This is a genomic window from Bacteroidota bacterium (assembly GCA_005882315.1).
Taxonomy (GTDB): Bacteria; Bacteroidota; Bacteroidia; order Chitinophagales; family Chitinophagaceae; genus VBAR01.
On the sequence record VBAR01000004.1, the window covers coordinates 151,778 to 169,506 of the forward strand.

Sequence of the window (17,729 nt, forward strand, 5' to 3'; positions counted from 1 at the left end):
TTTAACCAGCCAGCAGTATAAAAACTGTTTATCATGCAGTCCATAATTGACAATATAGAGAATCTTGTTTCCAGGGCAGGGGAGATAGCAGAAACAAAAGTTGAGTTATGGAAGCTTCGGGCTGCAGGAAAAATTTCTGAAACAGTTTCATCAATTATTTCGGTAATAGCAGTTGTTATTCTCACAATTACTGCAATTACAATATTAAGTATTGGAGGGGCATTTTGGATCGGATCGGCGATGGGTAATATAAGTTATGGATTTTTTATTGTAGGCGGTTTTTATGTGCTTGCTGGTTTTTTAGTTTATGTATTTCGGCGCAAATTGATAAAGAATCCGTTGACGAACCTGATAATAAATAAAATTATTAAGTAGTGGCAACCTCTGTATCAAGCATGACCAGCCTGGAAAAGCGGATACTGGAATTAGAAAAATTACAGGATCAACAAATGGCCGAATTTAAAATGTCTGCAATGAGTATGATGGAAAGTTTTAGTCCTTCTAATATGATCAGGACAGCATTAAGAGATGTAGTTCAATCGCCAGATATACGCAGTGCGGCTATTAATACGGCTATTGGTATGGGTGCAGGGTTACTTGGAAGAAAATTAGTTGTTGGTAATTCGGGAAATATGTTTAAAAAAATAACCGGGACAGCAGTACAATTCCTGGTTGCCAATTTTGTAAGAAAGAAGATTCCCGAAATGCAGAAAAAAACTAGTGGTATGTAATAATAAAGATCAGAACAAGGAAAATTGTTGGTGAAATTTGCTGGTGCTAATATTTAAAAAAAACTTTGTCCAAATAATCTCCGGCAAACCCTACTAACAATTTTTCATTCAATCCGGGTGTAATAATCCCGGTTTAATTACCCTGTGAGGAGCCGGATCAGAAGATCTGGCTCTTTTTGTTGTAAATTACCAGAATGTATATAATACAAGCTATCTCCAATATTTAAATTAACATCCAATGAACGTAACCTTTAATAACCGCATCAAGCAGGTATTACTTTTAGCTATATTAATTTTACTCATCTGGATCTCTATCCAGGAATTATATCTCTTTCTTCCCGGTTTATTGGGAGCAGTAACACTTTATATTCTGAGTCGTGCTAGTTATTTTCAGCTTGTATATAAAAAGAAATGGAAAAAAGGAAGGGCTGCAGGTTTATATATTTTGTATTACCTGCTTTTATTGGGGCTTCCGGTTTTTCTTGCCATTACACTTATCAGCCCTAAGATGAATGATTTTCTCAGCGATCCTACAGCTACTCTTGAAACTATTAAACAAGCTGTAGCAGAGGTGCAGCAAAAAATGGGTTATACCTTTGTTTCTGAAAAATCATTATCAGGGTCTCTTGATAAAATGATTGCTTTTCTGCCTTCCTTCTTGAATAGCACAGCTAATCTTCTTGCTAACCTGGTAACAATGTTATTCGTTCTGTATTACATGCTATGTAATGGCCGTGAAATTGAGCAAACATTGTTCCGCGTCATTCCATTAAAGGATAACAACACCATAATGCTGGCTTCTGAAACAAAAAAAATAGTAAAAGCCAATGCATTGGGGATTCCGCTTATTTCAATTATCCAGGGTGCTGCTGCGACCCTCGGCTATTTCATTTTTGGAGTGAAAGAATGGGCATTATGGGGTTTTCTTACCGGTGTCTTTGCTTTCTTTCCTATAGTAGGGACCATGTTAGTCTGGATACCTTTAGTTATTTATACGTATACAAGTGGAAATTCAGTAATGGCAATTGGACTGTTATTCTATAGTCTTATTGTCACCGGCAATGTTGATTATATTGCCCGGATAACTATTATGAAAAAAATGGGTGATGTACACCCGGTTATTACGGTGTTAGGTGTCATTGTAGGTTTGGGGTTATTTGGGTTTATAGGATTGGTATTTGGACCTTTATTAGTTAGCTATATAATCGTTCTCTTTAAAATTTATATGAATGAGTTTGTAGAGCCAGTCGAAAAAGAAAAGGAAGAGTTGCAAACTCCTGCAGAAAGTACTTAATGCTTCTTTCGTTTCTCCTGCGGAATTTTTTCCATAAAGATATCGGGGTAAGATGTGTAAGCATCTCCGGTAGGAAAATTTTAACGGAGTAAGGAAAGTATCGGGAACAACAGGTCATTTTTTCCTGGTCTTTGAAAAAATCCAGATCACGAGAAAAATAAATCCAAAAATTAGAATAAATGCCCACCACATACCAGCTTTAAAAATACCTTCTACAACACCACAGCCGGAAAAAAATATCATTATGGCAAAAAGCAATAGATAGAATATTCGGTTCATAAATAAATGTTTGAATAGAATTTGCAATATCTATGCCTCATCTACATATCATCAAATCATTTATAAATGGGAAAAATAATTCTCATACTGAGTAAGAGGAAAAGTCATTTTCATGCGAACAATTGAAATAAGAAGAGGATAAGCCGATATCTTTCTTATCGGGCACTTTTATTTTAACTGGATTGCAATTATATCTCTTTGCGAATCGGTAATGGATTTCTCCCGGGTGGGGTCAATCCTGATTTCAATTATCGGGGAGGATGATGTTGACTGAATTAGAAAAAGATCTGAATTGGAATAAATAATGAAATCTTTTTTTATCGAAAACTGGCCGGTGATCTTTTGTAAGTCTGTCCAGAATTCAATAGTGCTTAGCTCGCCAACTTCTTTCTCATTGAAATAAATCTTGGTTCCGGTGTTTATATGATCTGCATTTACCGAATCCGTAAGCTGTATAGAAAAATTATAAAAATTTCTGCCGGGCTTTGCTCCATCCAACACATCTAGCAAGGTTGTCATCATTTCCCTATACTGTTGAAGTTTGCCATGTTGTGTTTCCAGGTTTACATAGCGTATATTATTGCGACCACAATAGATACTCAAGGAACCGTCATCTTTTGCCCGGCTGTTGGCCTGCAGTATAATATTGTAACCGGCTTCTTTTATTTCTGTATATATTGAAGCCTCAGTTGTAAGAAATAAATCATCGCTATCCTGTTCAGGTAATGCATTCACAGTTTCGGCAACCTCATCACGACTATGACCGGGTAAATAATCCCTGATCGAAAAATTTCCTTCTGTATTATTATGCAATGCAATTACACATTTTGGATTTTCCGGTATCAGCCGCAAAAGCCATTGACCAAAATTCTCAACCTCGTCTATTACTCTTTCAGAAACTTTTCTCCGATAAAAGAATTCAAGCGTTGACTTGGTGCCATCACGGGAAAAAATGCGGTTGGGGTCAAACTGGTATGTGACGCCTCTCATTTTGAATCTCACATTTCTCTTCTGCGAATTTTCAATTTGTATTAGTATTCCGCCTCTGCTTTCCAACAATTGCCGGGTGGCTTCTACAGATGTAACCTCATCATCGTGCATATTAATGAATACAAGATCCTTTACATCGCCATATTGATGTACATGAATAGGTAGTTTGCGTTCGCCTACAGAGAAGAAATAAGTTTTTTTGCTAACACTTAAAGAGGGCGATTTTAACTCATTCGGGTCAGCATAGGGTTGAGCCCCTGCGGTAAGGCAATAAAGAAACATGGATAGTAAATATCCTCTCATTGGTGGCTGTTTGGTGGTCGTGGACTATAGGTGGACTATAAAGATAGTGGCAATTCTTATAAACTCAATAGGAAGAAATCTATTTTGTCGAAAGCATATTAATTGACTAGCTCCTCTTTCATTTTTGCTAAAACATCCTTCTCGATCATTTTACAGGCAACACTGATCATATTTTTAAATGCTTTTGCCTGGGAAATTCCATGTCCAATGATCACCGGTTTATTTACACCCAATACCGGCGTACCTCCGTAGTTTTCAAAATTAAACCTGTCAAAATATTCGTTTTTGATGTTTTTCCTTTGGGTAATATCATAAAGTGATTCCGCAAGCTTTAGAATGATGTTGCCCGTAAATCCTTCACAAACCATTACATCTGCTTTATCAATAAGTACATCACGGCCTTCAATATTTCCGATGAAATTGATATGCTTGTTATCCTTAAGCAGGGGATAAGTGGCTTGTGCGAGCAGGTTGCCTTTTCCTTCTTCTTCGCCAACATTCACCAAACCTACTTTTGGACTTTCAATTCCTAAGATCAATTGCGCAAACACAGAACCCATAATGGCAAACTGGTTCAATTGTTCCGGTTTACAATCTGCATTTAAACCTACATCGAGCAGCAAGCCCGTGCCTCCATTTTCTTTGGGAATGATTGTAGAAATGGTTGGCCTTAATACTCCTTCCAATGCTTTTATACTAAACAAAGCACCTACCAGCATAGCACCTGTATTACCTGCACTGATAAATGCATCTGTTTTACCGGAAGCAAGCAAATGAAAGCCGATGGCAATTGAAGAATCTTGTTTTTCTTTTAAAGCTTTGGTGGGATGTTCATGCATGTCTATTACCTGTGATGCATGAATAATATGAAGATTGGCGGGGCTTAAACCAGTAGCAGCAATTCCTTCTTCAATTTTTGTTTTGTCCCCGATCAAAAACAATTGAATATCCCCGCTACTTTCATTCAAGAATTCTTGTACCCCTTTTACTGCTTCCAGCGGGGCAAAATCACCACCCATCATGTCGAGGCCAATATTCATAACGCAATGTAACTATCGTTTGAAAAACTACAAATAAAAAATCCCAAATCCCGCAAATGAAGAGTACTCCACCTGGAATTTGGAATTTGTTATCTGGAACTTAATCCTTTTATTTTTTAGCACTCGCTATCTCACTTACTACTTTTCCTCTGTAGTAAAGTTTGCCTTCGCTTACATGTGCACGATGGCGTACATGTGTTTCGCCAGTAGTGCTGTCGATAGTTAAAGTAGAAGCTGTCGCTTTATAATGCGTTCTGCGTTTTGCACTACGTTGCTGGCTGTGTCGTCTTTTTGGATTTGGCATAACTCAAATATTAAATGTCGTTTTAAAATATCAATTATCTAGATTCTTAAACTTTTCCAATCCTTTCCAGATCGGGTTTTCTTTTTCTTCGTCTTTCTTTTCTTCAGCCTCCAGTTTTTTCAGCATATCCATAGCTGACTTGTTGCAGTATGGGCCATCCATTTTTTCAAAACTGCAGGTCTTATGCATTGGTATGCTCAGGTTAATGAATTCGTAGATCCAGTTCGATACGTCGATATGGCTTTCACCATGACCGATATAATGCACATCCGGATCATCTTCCTGGTTATTCATCAGTTCAGGCTCCTGCACCATTTTTACCATCATATTAAACTCATCCCAGAGTTCAAGAGGAAGGTTACTGTTGCACCTGTCGCATACCACTTCAATAGTACCACCGACCTCAAACTTCAACTGAATGAAACCTGTTTTCTTATCAAGCCAGAGTTTGATATGTGCTTTACAGTTTTTAAAATCCTGCTGCTGAAAGGCTATAAAGAACTTATCCGTAATATCATAACTGAACTCATGCGGACCGGGTTTCAACCCCACAATTGCTATTTCAAACTCCCTGCGGTGCGGCATTTCTTCAGCTTTTGGTTCTCTAAAAACGGGACGCAAAGGTAGGGATTTAACCCTTAAAATCAGGGTCGAAATTAAATTATTTTTAGCGCCGGATGCTTATTTTAGCGTTGATTCTCAAATAAAATCCCGCTGGTTGAAAAAAATCATTGCCCGCATATTCACAGTGCTTATGAAAAGCAAGAGCTGGGTTTTTCTCATTGTTACAGCTATTGCTATCAAATGGGTTTCGCTTTATCCCGGGTTTATTGAAAAATACTACTCAAACGGCCTTTACCCCCTCATTTCCAGGGCTCAACGCATTTTATTTGGCTGGATTCCTTTCAGTATTGGGGATGTATTTTACGCCTTTCTTATACTTATCATTATTTATAAAACATTTCAGCTGATCAAAACAGCCTGGCAAAAGAAGTTCAACAAACAGTTCTTTATTACCGGCCTTCAGCAGATCATTTTCTTTTTTCTTTTTATGTATGTCTTGTTCTATTTGCTTTGGGGGCTAAACTATAACCGGATGGGCGTTGGTCAACAGTTGGATTTAAAGCTGGCAAAATATTCAAATACCGACCTTGATAGCCTCGTAAGCAAACTAACAGAAAAGGTGAATTATTATGCGAAAGAGTTTTCCGCCAGCGAAAAAAAATCATTAAAGCGCAAAAGAAATCTTTTCAATGAAACAATGGAGGCTTATGATGAGGCAGTAAAACAATATCCTTTTTTGAATTATCAAAGCAAATCGATCAAGCCATCACTTTTCAGCTATGCAGGCAACTATCTTGGATTCCAGGGTTACTATAATCCCTTTTCAGGCGAGGCACAGGTGAATACAACAGTACCACAAGTTTTGATACCCTTTGTAAGTTGTCACGAAGCAGGACATCAACTGGGCTATGCAAAAGAAAACGAAGCCAATTTTGCCGGCTATCTAGCCGCAAAAAACTCACAATCACCATATTTCAGGTATTCAGTTTATTCCGACATATTTAGTTATGCCATTACAGATCTGATGAGAAAGGACTCTGTGGCGGCTAAAAAATACCTTACACAATTGGATACATTGGTAAAAAAAGACAGGCAGGAACTAAGAGAGTTTTTTTACCGTCACCGTAATCCTTTGGAAAAAATTATCTCGTGGGGTTATGGAGAATATTTAAAAGCCAATAATCAACCGGCAGGTAAGCAGGCTTATAATGAAGTGGTCGGATGGTTAATTGCATACTATAAAAAGTATGGGCTTGAGTCATTGTAAACAATATTCTTTTTTGTTTGTTTTACCAGTATGAATAATGTAATAAAGCTTATACTGTCCATAGCAATTCCACTTGCCGTTGGATTCACCAGCAGTTTTTTTACCATAACCGGAGTCGGAGGCTGGTATCAAACCATACAGCGACCGTCGTGGAATCCGCCTAACTGGATATTCGGGCCGGTATGGACAATCCTGTATATAATGATGGGTATTGCTCTTTTTCTTATTTGGAAAGCTGATACAACCCGTAATCAGAAGAATTATGCAATATTGATGTTTGCTTTGCAACTTATATTCAATTTTTTCTGGTCCTTTATTTTCTTTAACCAGCATGAGCCGGGCTGGGCATTTGCGGAGATTGTTGCTTTATGGGTTTTGATACTGGTTACTATTTTTACTTTCGCAAAAATTAATAAAATAGCGGCATGGTTACTGGTTCCCTACATTAGTTGGGTAAGCTTTGCAGCGATACTGAATTATACAATCTGGAAATTGAATAGTTGATTGAAGTTTAGAATTTATTCTTCCACATCATACTCTCCACCGGCTTATCATGCTGCCCACTGTACTTGGCATTTTTCTTTTGATTGTAGGCTATCTCTATTACACCATCTACAGGGAAATAAATAAGTTGTCCAATTGGCATACCTCTATAAACTTTCACGGGTTGCTTTACAGATATTTCCAATGTCCAGTTACCGCAAAAACCAACATCGCCTTTGCCGGCAGTAGCATGTATATCTATTCCCAGGCGCCCGGTTGAGGATTTGCCTTCAAGAAAAGGAACATGGGCATGAGTTTCGGTGTATTCCAGCGTAACGCCGAGATAAAAAATATGCGGGTATAAAACAAAGCCTTCGTCCGGGATCTCAAATATTTCTATCTGGTTGTGTTTTTTTGCATCAAGAATATGTTCTTTATAAGTTGCCAGTGTTTTACCAAGATGCACATCATAACTGTTACTGCCGAGGCATTCACGATCGTACGGAACTATTTTGATCGTTTCTTTCTGAATTTCTTCCAGGATTCTTGTATCAGATAAAATCATGTTTTGTTTTTTATGTACTTAGTCCCGATAACTATCGGGATAATACTATTAGGCTTATGTTGCGTCGCACACTTCAGGGTTCTTATCTTTACTGAACATTACAGGCGACCTAATTTTTTGCAATGATAAATAAAATCTGCTCCCGATAGCTATCGGGACTAAATCTAAAATAACATCTGTGCCGATATTTTTTCAACAACAAATCAACGAAACTACAAGACTGGGCATCTGGAAGATCGAAGAAACAGAAGAATTCTTTAAGGCTAATGTGCCTCAGCACAGGGATGTAACGCATCCGCACAAAAGACTGCAGCACCTGGCTGGTCGTTTTTTACTGCAATATCTTTTTCCGGTATTTCCTTATCATTTGATCGAGATAGCGGATACCCGCAAACCTTTTTTGCCCGATGAGCAATTTCATTTTTCCATTTCTCATTGTGGTGATTATGCGGCAGCTATTGTGAGCAGGGATAAAAGGGTGGGAATTGATATTGAAATACCGGTGGAGAAAATTGCTAGCATCATGCACAAATTTCTTTCAGCTAAGGAACATGAGATATTTCATTTGATCGGCTCCAGCGAAAATCGGATTCAGCCTGCGACTTTATTGTGGTCAACAAAAGAATCGGTATTTAAATGGCATGGATTCGGTGGAGTTGATTTCAGAAGAGAAATACAATTATTAAAACAAAACCCAGCTGATGATACCATTGATTGCTTCTTTTCAAAAAATGATACACCTCTTACTGCCCACTATCGCCAGTTTGAGCATTTAGTATTGGCCTGGGTGATGAGCTAAATTACCCTTCATCTTCTCCCTCCTCCAGCAAATTCAGATCCACTGAATCCATACCCGAGATGCCTTCGATGGAGCCACGTACATGTGCAGCACTCAATAAAATTTTTTCCAATTGTTTTTCCCTGGCCTTCCACAATTTTTCCATTGCATCTCTTTCTCGTTGGATGGAAATTTTCATATTCATAAATCCTTCACGGATTGCTTTCCATTGTTCGGCAAATTCTGAACTGGTGAGATAATTATACAGCAGGTTCATCTTATCGCCTTTATTATCCTGTGTTTTTAATGCGGTAGAAATTTTTATCACTCCATCACGCAGCATATGTACCACGGCTTTTACTTCACTGAATGAACATATCCATACTCCCTCTTTTTCACCAAATGAGTTCATATCTTTTGGCATTGCCTGTGTGACTATGACAGCCACATCAGCTCCCTGGTTGCGCATATCAGCTTTTAGTTTTTCAATCCAATCATTGCTAAAACTTGTTGTTCGTTTACTTTCATAAATTATTTTTCCGCATTCTTGTCCAAGGTTGTTACGTACTGTTTGAATACAATCAGCACCACGAATACCTTTACCGACTTCACTTACCATATCAAAAGGAAAAGCTGAACGCAACATTTCTTCCAATGCCAATTCCTGTACTTCACCTTGTAACTGCATTGAGCCTTGTTCGGATTTTCGTCGCATTTCTTCTGCAAGCTTTTTCTGGTCGTCCAATTGCTTTTGCAACTCTCTTAACTGCAGTTGAAATTCAGTTTCTTTAGCTGTGATCCGTTGTTCCTCCAACTTTCTTATTTCCATTGAAAGTTTTTCTCTTTCTTCCTGTAATTTTTTTTGAACAGATAATTCAAGCTCTGCTTCCTTGTTTTTCAGTTCCTGTTCTTTCTTTAAAAATTCAACCTGTTGCTGACGGGCTTCTTTCAGTTTTTCTTCGTTGTCTTTATTGGTTTGCTGCAACTGTTGCATTCTTACTTCAAAATCAGATGCAATATTTTTGCGTAAGGCTTCTTCTGTTTCCTTCTGCAACTTTGCTTTTTCTGCTTCAAATTCTTTTTGCTTCTGGTTTTGCCAATCAAGCATTTTTGCACGTAGTTCTTTCTGCACTTCATCCCGGATAGAATCAGTGGCTTCAAATACAGTTCCGCAACTCGGGCATTTTATTTCGTTGGACATAATTATTTCAATTGGTATAAAGTTAAGCGATTAAATAAAACCTCCTTCAGGCTCCGGGGCTTTATCCTTCCAGTAATAAGGTGTGGTAGCAAGATGGCCGATCAGATCAAAAACTGTTTTGAGAATCAGAAATGTCAGGCCCGGTTGCCAGTCCAAAAATTCCGGTAATAGAATAGTTAAATGCATTGGTACGATCCGCAGGTAAGGAATAAAAAACATTTTAGTGATACTCCGTGGCACGTTTCGGTACACTGTTTTATTTTGTACGAACTGGATCAGTGTACATGCAAGCAAACTCAGAAATGCGAATTTCAATACAGAAAAATCAATAGCACTGAACTTAAAGGAAATAGATAAAAAAATGAGATATCCAAGATGAAAGCCGCCGTAATGAACAAGAAAGAAAAATGAAAGACAGCCTTTTGATTCGCCAGTGCTCGACACTTTATTACTGAGTGTAAAACTTTCAGTTACATTATGCAAAGTGAGCATATCGAAGAAATTGAAAATGCCGATTATCACACTTTGTATCCAGAATATCCAGACGATCGTTGTATAATAGTTCGGATCATCACGATATTCAACAATAAGGATGATGTTAAATGCCATCAATGCCCAGAATGCCGGATCTCTTAAAATTTTTTGTAATGGCTTCATGCAATTAATTCTATTCTGAAAGTAGTTCCTTTGCCTTGGTCTGATTGTTTTACATAAATGCGTCCTTTATGAAATTGTTCAACGATACGTTTTGACAAACTGAGTCCAAGTCCCCAACCACGTTTTTTAGTTGTAAAACCAGGTTTGAACACTTTTGAGAAATTTTGTTTGCTGATACCTTTACCTGTATCAATCACATCGATGATCGTTTTTTTATCTTCATTAAAAATATCGACAATAATATTGCCCTTGCCCTCCATCGAATCGAGTGCATTCTTTAACAGATTTTCAATCACCCAATCAAACAGCGGCCCGGATATCATAGCATATATTTCTTTTTTACCCTGTGTATTCAAAATAAAATTGATCTTACCGGTTGTACGTTTCTTCATATAATCCATCATTGTCCTTACCTGTGCTACTATATCTCTTTTTTCTAACTGTGGCGTACTTCCGATCTTTCCAAAGCGATCAGTAACCAATTGGAGGCGATCAACATCTTTCTGCAGATCAGCTACTACATGCTCATTGGAAGGATTTTCTTTCAGCATTTCTACCCAGCCTGCAAGTGAAGAAACGGGAGTACCTAATTGGTGTGCAGTTTCTTTTGCCATACCGGCCCATACCTGGTTTTGAGTGGAACGATAACTGCTGCGCAAAGCAAGTAAAGTGATAATAATAAATAAGCCCACGATCACAAGCTGCACAATAGGATAGTAACGGACTTCTTTCAACAGCTTTGATTCTCCGTAGTAATAGTTATTATGTCTGGTTGAATCAACCGGGTCCATCCAAATGATCGGTGAGTTTTGAGATTTAAATTCCCTGAATTTTCGTTCTACATAAGATCTACTCAATGCTTCTGATGAGTCAAGATTGATATGTTCAATGATGCTGTCTTTTTCGTTGGTTTGAATGATAGGGATCGTTTTATTCTCAACCAATATTAGAGATGCAAGTTTAGTATCTGTGCTGGCGGAGTTATTCAATATAGATTGGCCGGCTTCAACCCATTGCTCCACTTTTTGGCGTTCTTCTTTTGCAATTTTCTTTGCGAGGTACTGCGAATAAAAAATAGTTCCGGTAACAATACTGATGGCGATGATTGCCACCAGGGTTCTCCAGTTTAGTAATTGCTGAAACATATACGAATTTAGGGAAAACAGTCTGTCAGTCGGCAGTTAACAGTTCACAGTCTGTAGTTTAAATCACTAAGACATATCAATAACTTAAGTTTACTGATTGCCAATTGTCTACTGCTGACTGTGAACTGAACTCCTTATTTTTGAAAACCAAACCCCTTCAATTGAATCAATCACCTAAAGTTTCTGTTGTAATCCTGAACTGGAATGGCCGTAAATTTCTTGAACAGTTTCTTCCATCAGTATTGGCTTCTGCTTATTCTAATTTTGAAGTGGTAGTGGCTGATAATGGCTCTACAGATGATTCAGTTTTATTTCTTGAAAACAGTTATCCGCAAATCAGGATAATTCGCCTGGAAAAAAACTTTGGTTTTGCTAAAGGCTATAACGAAGCATTGAAACAAGTAGAATCTGATTATTATTTTATCCTCAACTCGGATGTTGAACTGTTGCCGGGTTCCTTAAAACCTTTAGTTGATCTATTGGAAAGTGATAAAACAATTGCTGCTTGTCAGCCAAAGCTGCTTACATGGAGTAATAAGAAATTGTTTGAATATGCCGGCGGGGCAGGGGGATGGCTGGATAAATACGGTTACCCTTTTGCAAAGGGAAGGATCTTTGATGTGTTTGAGGAAGACAATGGCCAATATGATAAAAGCGAACCTATCTTCTGGGCAAGCGGCGCAGCGTTATTTATCCGAGCAAATGTTTTTCATGAAGTAAAAGGGTTTGATGATTTCTTTTTTGCTCACCAGGAAGAAATTGATCTGTGCTGGCGCATACAACTGGCCGGGCATAAAATTTATTCTTGTCCATCATCTGTAGTGTATCATGTCGGTGGTGGCACATTGCCAAAGGGCAATTCATTAAAAGTGTTTTTGAATTTCAGGAATAACCTTATCATGCTTTCAAAAAATCTTCCATTCTGGAGGGCCTTATTTGTTATAGGGTTAAGATTTGCTTTGGATGATATTTCAGCATTAAAAGGATTATTGTCTGGTGATGCCGGGTATTTCAGGTCTATCATTAAAGCCCATTTTGCTTTTATTCGTTGGTGGCTTTTTCTCAGAAAGAAAAACAGGCATGGGTTTACAAAACATACCAACTTATCCGGTTATTATCAGGGCAATGTAGTCTGGGCGCATTTTGTAAAAAAGAAGAAATATTTCAGCGAGATTGTTGGCAAATAAGATTTATAATTTGACCTGAACCATTATTTTTGCAGCACAAAACTGAATTATGGCTCATAACGACGAATTCCACAAGGAACTCAAAAAAGTACAGGACAAAGACTTTACTCATAGCTGGGTATCGGCTTCTGGCTTTATTTTCTACCTGTCTGTTTTTACTTTGGTGGCTTTTTTATTTGGCGCCAGCTATATGCTTTATACCAAAAGGTTTGATAAGCCGGTGGTAAAAGTTCAGGGAAGTAGCCTGTACACCCCCCAATATAAATAAGAGGGTTTAAAATTTTTTTCGAAAGGGCTCAATGCTTATTTTTGCCGCCCTTTAGTTCTTTGTCTCTGAACATCAGTTCAGATCATGCGAAAGTAGCTCATTTGGTAGAGCACGACCTTGCCAAGGTCGGGGTGGCCGGTTCGAGCCCGGTCTTTCGCTCTGGAAAATCCATCAGTGCCTACTGGTGGATTTTTTTTCTTTTTTCAGTATCAAGTTCTTTTTTTTACCCCGGTGGTGGAATTGGTAGACACGCAGGACTTAAAATCCTGTGGGCAGTAATGCCTGTACGGGTTCAACTCCCGTCTGGGGTACATCATTTCTTCTTTTATACATCTCATTGTGTTTGCAGGTGGCGATCCCGATAACTATCGGGATGGTAGAACGCCAACACTTTGAAGTAGTTCTTAAAATTTGCCCAGGTGGCGAAATTGGTAGACGCACCACTTTGAGGTGGTGGCGCCCGAAAGGGTGTGCTGGTTCGAATCCAGTCTTGGGCACAGAATAACTCTGCAAAGCTTTATTACAAGGCAAATTGCAGAGTTTTTTCGTTTAGAGTTGTTCACAAATCTTCACTTCCCTTCGATATTAAATTTCTCCGATTGAAATCACAGATAAGCTCTGTGAAAGATCAGAAGCTATTTTTATTTTTTACATAAGCAATGATTAAGTAAGTATTAGTTCTTTCGCGGCAAAGCACTTTCAGCATTCTAATAAAATTAACTTCCACATCAATGCGATTTTTTTCAATAACATAATTTTCAAATTTATTGGAAAGTCTATTGGGTACACACTGATGATTTAACAACCATGATTGATCACCTAAATTTTATTGTAGCAAAAAAAATTTATGGAAAATTTTTCTCATCATTAGAAGTTGAAGTGGTGATAAAATTCTACAGTTATAAAATCGATGTTGTTAAGTGAGCGAAACATTAAAATTATTTTAAAAAAATTATATTATACTGTAAGCAATATAAAGGTGTTGCCTAATTATTGTGAAGAAATGTTAGTGAGTTAATTGAAATAAAAAAAATGTTAAATAATTTCTTGTCACGGCCTCATTCTTGTATTCGTGTCGATCGTCGTTTCCACTGACAATCCCTATCCTAGATTATCTCATATCCTTACTTATTTTTTAAGTCAAAGTTATACACTTATGGCAAAGTCATCGACTTGCACATGCATTCTATTGCCTAATCTCAATAGTGTGATGTTCGGTCCGAATAAATCCCCTCCCTAAATTTCTACTCGATAATTTTCAAGTGAGGTTATACTTCATTTTTATTTACAATATAAACCTAAACGTTATGAAGACTTTTACAATGTCAAAAAACTGTTTTCAGCATAAATGGGACATGAGATTGTGCGATGAGTTTAAAGCCTGGAAACTGCTGACCTTCCTATGCCTCTTTTTTTTAGAAAATAATTTTAATTTATCTATTCAAGCACAAAGCACATGTGCTTATAACATTTCATTGGTTTCAAGAACATACAATGCGACTGAGAACCAAACAACATTTGTATGGAGAGTTGTTAATCCTAATCCTGGAAATGGAAACAATGGAACCGTGCAGGATTTAAGTCACTGGGGTTTTTCCATCAACCAATGTCCCGATCCTAATGATGCTTTAAACGAAGAAAGTATCGTCAGGGCGGGAACCGGATCAAGCCCTGATCCCAATACCCATAGTTCATTGAATGTGGGGCTGCATGTTGATAATAGTCAGCAGTGCATAAATACTCCTGTCCTGAAGTTTAATAGAGGCACTTCAGGTAGTGCTCCAAGGTATTATAGTCTTGTGTTGCATGGTAATTGGGGCACAGGAAATCTAAATGCTTACTATAAATCGGGCAGTCGGACGGGATGTGGACTTTGCACTTTAGCCGGTATGGGTGTAGGATGTCTAATGGACTGTCCTCAATTAACTGTGAACATCATATCAAATATGACACAATTTCCAACTAACCGAACAGTTGGATTAAGTGTCAACATTGGCGGAGGAACCAGCCCAGCTACAGCCACATGGAGTTCACCAACAGCTGGTGTTTCATTTAATAATACTTCTTCTATCACTCCGGTTGCCACTGTTGCTCCGGGCATTTCTAGTTTTACATTCAATGTTAATGTTACAGATGCTAATGGTTGTCCGGGCTCAGCCACTCTTACATTGAGTCCGACACAGCTCTGCCCACTGACGACTCCAATATTAGGAACTCCGGTTGCAATTTGTCCGGGAACATCCACTGGAACGATAACTGTTACCAATCCTCAGGCTGGTGTCACATACCAGTTATTACGTAATGGTGTTGCATTTGGTGCCGCAGTAATTTACACTTCAGGTAATCTTTCATTTACCGGGTTGGCCGTAGGTACTTATTCTGTAAGAATAACTTTCGAAAGCTGTGAACCAGTTACATCTGCAACAGCAGTTATTGCTGCGTCCAATGTACCGGCCCCAACATTTGGCACAATCGGTACACTTTGTCCTGGTGCGACAGCAACATTGAGTGCAACTTTCCCAGCTGGTACAACAGTAACAAATGTAGTATGGAGTGGTACAGGTGTAAGTGGAACAACATTTACTGCCCCTGCTGCCGGTGGTATGTATACAGTTAATTATAGTGCAACAGTGAATGGTTGTCCTGTCACAGGATCATTTACAATAACAGTATCAACTGTTCCAGTCCCGGTATTCGGAACAATAGGAACATTATGTCCTGGTGCGACAGCAACATTAAGTGCAACTTTCCCAGCTGGTACAACAGTAACAGGTGTTGTATGGAGTGGTACAGGTGTAAGTGGAACAACATTTACTGCGCCTGCTGCTGGTGGTGTATATACAGTTAATTATAGTGCAACAGTGAATGGTTGTCCTGTCACAGGTTCATTTACAATAACAGTGTCAACTGTACCAGCTCCGACATTCGGAATGATAGGAACATTGTGTCCTGGTGCGACAGCAACATTAAGTGCAACTTTCCCAGCTGGTACAACAGTAACAGGTGTTGTATGGAGTGGTACAGGTGTAAGTGGAACAACATTTACTGCACCTGCTGCCGGTGGTGTGTATACAGTTAATTATAGTGCAACAGTGAATGGTTGTCCTGTCACAGGTTCATTTACAATAACAGTGTCAACTGTACCAGCTCCGACATTCGGAACAATAGGAACATTATGTCCTGGAGCGACAGCAACATTAAGTGCAACGTTCCCAGCTGGTACAACAGTAACAAATGTTGTATGGAGTGGTACAGGTGTAACTGGTAATATATTTACTGCACCTGCTGAAGTGGGTAACTATACTGTCAATTTCAGTGCTACTGTAAATGGCTGCGTTGTTACAGGTACGGTGATGGTCTCTGTTGCTAATGCTCCTGCGATAACGTTTAATACAATAGGAACTTTGTGCTTTGGTGCAACTGCAACATTAAGTGTGACTTTACCTGCAGGTACAACAATAACAAATATTATATGGAGTGGTACAGGTGTGAGTGGAACAACATTTACTGCACCGACTATTCCTGGTACTTATATAGTGAACTTTAGTGCCATAGTGAACGGGTGTCCAAGGACAGCTACCCGCACAATCACTGTAGCCAGCGTACTATCTCCAGTTTTCAATAATGTTGGTACACTTTGTCCCGGTGTTAGTGTTTTACTTAATGCTATTTTCCCTGAGGGTACAACAGTTACCAATATTATATGGAGTGGAACAGGTGTAAGTGGAAATACATTTACTGCTCCTTCAACTCCGGGTAATTATACAATAAACTTCAGTGCTACTGTGAACGGTTGTCCAGTTACGGGTTCAATGACTATTATAGTAGCAGGAACTCCGGCCAGCAATTTTACATTGCAAGTTACCAGTGGCAGTTTATGTCCTGGGGGAGGAGGATCAGTTATATTAGGGCTTAGTGGCTCCCAGGTGGGAATTAATTATCAATTGCAACTTAATGGTGTGAATGTAGGTGCGGCTATTACCGGAACTGGTAATGCAATCAGCTTTGGTGCGCAATCTGCAGCTGGATCATATAGTGTTGTAGCTACTGTTGCAAGCACAGGAACTCTATGTGTTTCCTGCCCGGTAACAATTGGTCCATTAACGGTTAGTCCTTCGACAATACCAGCTCCGACATTTGGTACAATCGGAATATTGTGTCCTGGTGGAACTGCAACATTAAGTGCAAGTTTCCCAGCTGGTACAACAGTAACAAATGTTGTATGGAGTGGTACGGGTGTGAGTGGAACAACATTTACTGCACCTGCTGCTGGTGGTTCATATACTGTGAACTATAGTGCAACAGTGAATGGTTGTCCTGTCACAGGTTCATTTACAATAACAGTGTCAACTGTTCCAGCTCCGACATTCGGAATGATAGGAACATTGTGTCCTGGTGCGACAGCAACATTAAGTGCAACGTTCTCTGCTGGTACAACAGTAACAGGTGTTGTATGGAGTGGTACAGGTGTAAGTGGAACAACATTTACTGCGCCTGCTGCTGGTGGTGTATATACAGTTAATTATAGTGCAACAGTGAATGGTTGTCCTGTCACAGGTTCATTTACAATAACAGTATCAACTGTTCCAGTTCCGGTATTCGGAACAATAGGAACATTATGTCCTGGTGCGACAGCAACATTAAGTGCAACGTTCCCTGCTGGTACAACAGTA

Annotated in this window: 17 protein-coding genes and 3 tRNA genes; 12 read left to right on the forward strand and 8 right to left on the reverse strand. The window is 38.8% G+C overall.

The window, feature by feature from the left end:
• The first annotated feature begins 33 nt into the window (after positions 1 to 33).
• The 3 genes from E6H07_17595 to E6H07_17605 all read left to right on the forward strand — a co-directional run bounded on the left by E6H07_17595 (position 34) and on the right by E6H07_17605 (position 2,025).
• A complete protein-coding gene (locus E6H07_17595; protein TMI62073.1) occupies positions 34 to 375 on the forward strand; it encodes a hypothetical protein in 342 nt (113 codons plus the stop codon).
• Positions 375 to 731 carry a hypothetical protein gene (locus E6H07_17600; GenBank protein TMI62074.1) on the forward strand — a complete coding sequence of 119 codons (357 nt, stop codon included), beginning with the start codon at positions 375 to 377 and terminating at the stop codon, positions 729 to 731. Before E6H07_17595 ends, E6H07_17600 begins: the two co-directional genes overlap by 1 nt.
• A gap of 238 nt (positions 732 to 969) precedes the next feature.
• On the forward strand, positions 970 to 2,025 hold the full coding sequence (locus E6H07_17605; protein TMI62075.1) for an AI-2E family transporter: 1,056 nt from the start codon (positions 970 to 972) through the stop codon (positions 2,023 to 2,025).
• Between the two features lie 447 nt (positions 2,026 to 2,472).
• Here the strand turns inward: E6H07_17605 and E6H07_17610 are convergent, their stop codons facing one another.
• From E6H07_17610 to E6H07_17625, 4 genes are all read right to left on the reverse strand, one after another.
• A complete protein-coding gene (locus tag E6H07_17610) occupies positions 2,473 to 3,597 on the reverse strand; it encodes an MCE family protein (GenBank protein TMI62076.1) in 1,125 nt (374 codons plus the stop codon).
• Between the two features lie 98 nt (positions 3,598 to 3,695).
• Complete coding sequence (gene plsX, locus E6H07_17615; protein TMI62077.1) at positions 3,696 to 4,637, reverse strand: phosphate acyltransferase PlsX; 942 nt, start codon at positions 4,635 to 4,637, stop codon at positions 3,696 to 3,698.
• A 109-nt stretch (positions 4,638 to 4,746) separates the two neighbouring features.
• Entirely contained in the window at positions 4,747 to 4,941 is a 195-nt protein-coding gene (rpmF, locus tag E6H07_17620; protein TMI62078.1) for a 50S ribosomal protein L32, read from the reverse strand.
• A 30-nt stretch (positions 4,942 to 4,971) separates the two neighbouring features.
• The gene (locus E6H07_17625; protein TMI62097.1) at positions 4,972 to 5,526 is read right to left on the reverse strand and encodes a DUF177 domain-containing protein; all 555 of its coding nucleotides are present in this window, start codon (positions 5,524 to 5,526) and stop codon (positions 4,972 to 4,974) included.
• A gap of 169 nt (positions 5,527 to 5,695) precedes the next feature.
• Here E6H07_17625 and E6H07_17630 point away from each other — a divergent pair, with 169 nt between their 5' ends.
• Complete coding sequence (locus tag E6H07_17630) at positions 5,696 to 6,772, forward strand: DUF3810 domain-containing protein (protein TMI62098.1); 1,077 nt, start codon at positions 5,696 to 5,698, stop codon at positions 6,770 to 6,772.
• Between the two features lie 30 nt (positions 6,773 to 6,802).
• Positions 6,803 to 7,276 (forward strand): tryptophan-rich sensory protein, encoded by a 474-nt coding sequence (locus E6H07_17635; protein TMI62079.1) that lies wholly within the window; start codon positions 6,803 to 6,805, stop codon positions 7,274 to 7,276.
• A gap of 7 nt (positions 7,277 to 7,283) precedes the next feature.
• Here the strand turns inward: E6H07_17635 and E6H07_17640 are convergent, their stop codons facing one another.
• Positions 7,284 to 7,820: a dCTP deaminase gene (locus tag E6H07_17640; protein ID TMI62080.1), complete on the reverse strand. Its 537-nt coding sequence runs from the start codon at positions 7,818 to 7,820 to the stop codon at positions 7,284 to 7,286.
• A 178-nt stretch (positions 7,821 to 7,998) separates the two neighbouring features.
• Here E6H07_17640 and E6H07_17645 point away from each other — a divergent pair, with 178 nt between their 5' ends.
• Entirely contained in the window at positions 7,999 to 8,619 is a 621-nt protein-coding gene (locus tag E6H07_17645) for a 4'-phosphopantetheinyl transferase superfamily protein (protein ID TMI62081.1), read from the forward strand.
• A 1-nt stretch (position 8,620) separates the two neighbouring features.
• Here the strand turns inward: E6H07_17645 and E6H07_17650 are convergent, their stop codons facing one another.
• From E6H07_17650 to E6H07_17660, 3 genes are read right to left on the reverse strand one after another with little or no spacing between them, the layout of a single operon-like run.
• A complete protein-coding gene (locus E6H07_17650) occupies positions 8,621 to 9,799 on the reverse strand; it encodes a DUF2130 domain-containing protein (protein TMI62082.1) in 1,179 nt (392 codons plus the stop codon).
• 30 nt (positions 9,800 to 9,829) lie between these two features.
• Positions 9,830 to 10,456, reverse strand: a complete 627-nt coding sequence (locus E6H07_17655; protein TMI62083.1) for a hypothetical protein — start codon at positions 10,454 to 10,456, stop codon at positions 9,830 to 9,832.
• Positions 10,453 to 11,601 carry a HAMP domain-containing histidine kinase gene (locus tag E6H07_17660; GenBank protein TMI62084.1) on the reverse strand — a complete coding sequence of 383 codons (1,149 nt, stop codon included), beginning with the start codon at positions 11,599 to 11,601 and terminating at the stop codon, positions 10,453 to 10,455. Before E6H07_17660 ends, E6H07_17655 begins: the two co-directional genes overlap by 4 nt.
• Before the next feature lie 125 nt (positions 11,602 to 11,726).
• Between E6H07_17660 and E6H07_17665 the strand changes: the two genes are divergently transcribed.
• The 6 genes from E6H07_17665 to E6H07_17690 form a co-directional block, all read left to right on the forward strand.
• Entirely contained in the window at positions 11,727 to 12,788 is a 1,062-nt protein-coding gene (locus tag E6H07_17665) for a glycosyltransferase family 2 protein (GenBank protein TMI62099.1), read from the forward strand.
• Positions 12,789 to 12,837: 49 nt separating this feature from the next.
• Positions 12,838 to 13,056, forward strand: a complete 219-nt coding sequence (locus tag E6H07_17670) for a hypothetical protein (GenBank protein ID TMI62085.1) — start codon at positions 12,838 to 12,840, stop codon at positions 13,054 to 13,056.
• A gap of 86 nt (positions 13,057 to 13,142) precedes the next feature.
• Positions 13,143 to 13,215, forward strand: a tRNA-Gly gene (locus E6H07_17675).
• A 66-nt stretch (positions 13,216 to 13,281) separates the two neighbouring features.
• Positions 13,282 to 13,367 (forward strand) — tRNA-Leu (locus E6H07_17680).
• Positions 13,368 to 13,469: 102 nt separating this feature from the next.
• Positions 13,470 to 13,553, forward strand: a tRNA-Leu gene (locus E6H07_17685).
• 810 nt (positions 13,554 to 14,363) lie between these two features.
• A partial coding sequence (locus E6H07_17690; GenBank protein TMI62086.1) for a hypothetical protein occupies positions 14,364 to 17,729 on the forward strand: 3,366 nt, incomplete at its 3' end.

Coding starts and splice junctions, on each gene's coding strand:
- E6H07_17595 (TMI62073.1), top strand. CDS start 34: ATGCAGTCCATAATTGACAATATAGAGAATCTTGTTTCCAGGGCAGGG.
- E6H07_17605 (TMI62075.1), top strand. CDS start 970: ATGAACGTAACCTTTAATAACCGCATCAAGCAGGTATTACTTTTAGCT.
- E6H07_17610 (TMI62076.1), bottom strand. CDS start 3,597: ATGAGAGGATATTTACTATCCATGTTTCTTTATTGCCTTACCGCAGGG.
- plsX (TMI62077.1), bottom strand. CDS start 4,637: ATGAATATTGGCCTCGACATGATGGGTGGTGATTTTGCCCCGCTGGAA.
- rpmF (TMI62078.1), bottom strand. CDS start 4,941: ATGCCAAATCCAAAAAGACGACACAGCCAGCAACGTAGTGCAAAACGC.
- E6H07_17625 (TMI62097.1), bottom strand. CDS start 5,526: ATGCCGCACCGCAGGGAGTTTGAAATAGCAATTGTGGGGTTGAAACCC.
- E6H07_17630 (TMI62098.1), top strand. CDS start 5,696: ATGAAAAGCAAGAGCTGGGTTTTTCTCATTGTTACAGCTATTGCTATC.
- E6H07_17635 (TMI62079.1), top strand. CDS start 6,803: ATGAATAATGTAATAAAGCTTATACTGTCCATAGCAATTCCACTTGCC.
- E6H07_17640 (TMI62080.1), bottom strand. CDS start 7,820: ATGATTTTATCTGATACAAGAATCCTGGAAGAAATTCAGAAAGAAACG.
- E6H07_17650 (TMI62082.1), bottom strand. CDS start 9,799: ATGTCCAACGAAATAAAATGCCCGAGTTGCGGAACTGTATTTGAAGCC.
- E6H07_17655 (TMI62083.1), bottom strand. CDS start 10,456: ATGAAGCCATTACAAAAAATTTTAAGAGATCCGGCATTCTGGGCATTG.
- E6H07_17660 (TMI62084.1), bottom strand. CDS start 11,601: ATGTTTCAGCAATTACTAAACTGGAGAACCCTGGTGGCAATCATCGCC.
- E6H07_17670 (TMI62085.1), top strand. CDS start 12,838: ATGGCTCATAACGACGAATTCCACAAGGAACTCAAAAAAGTACAGGAC.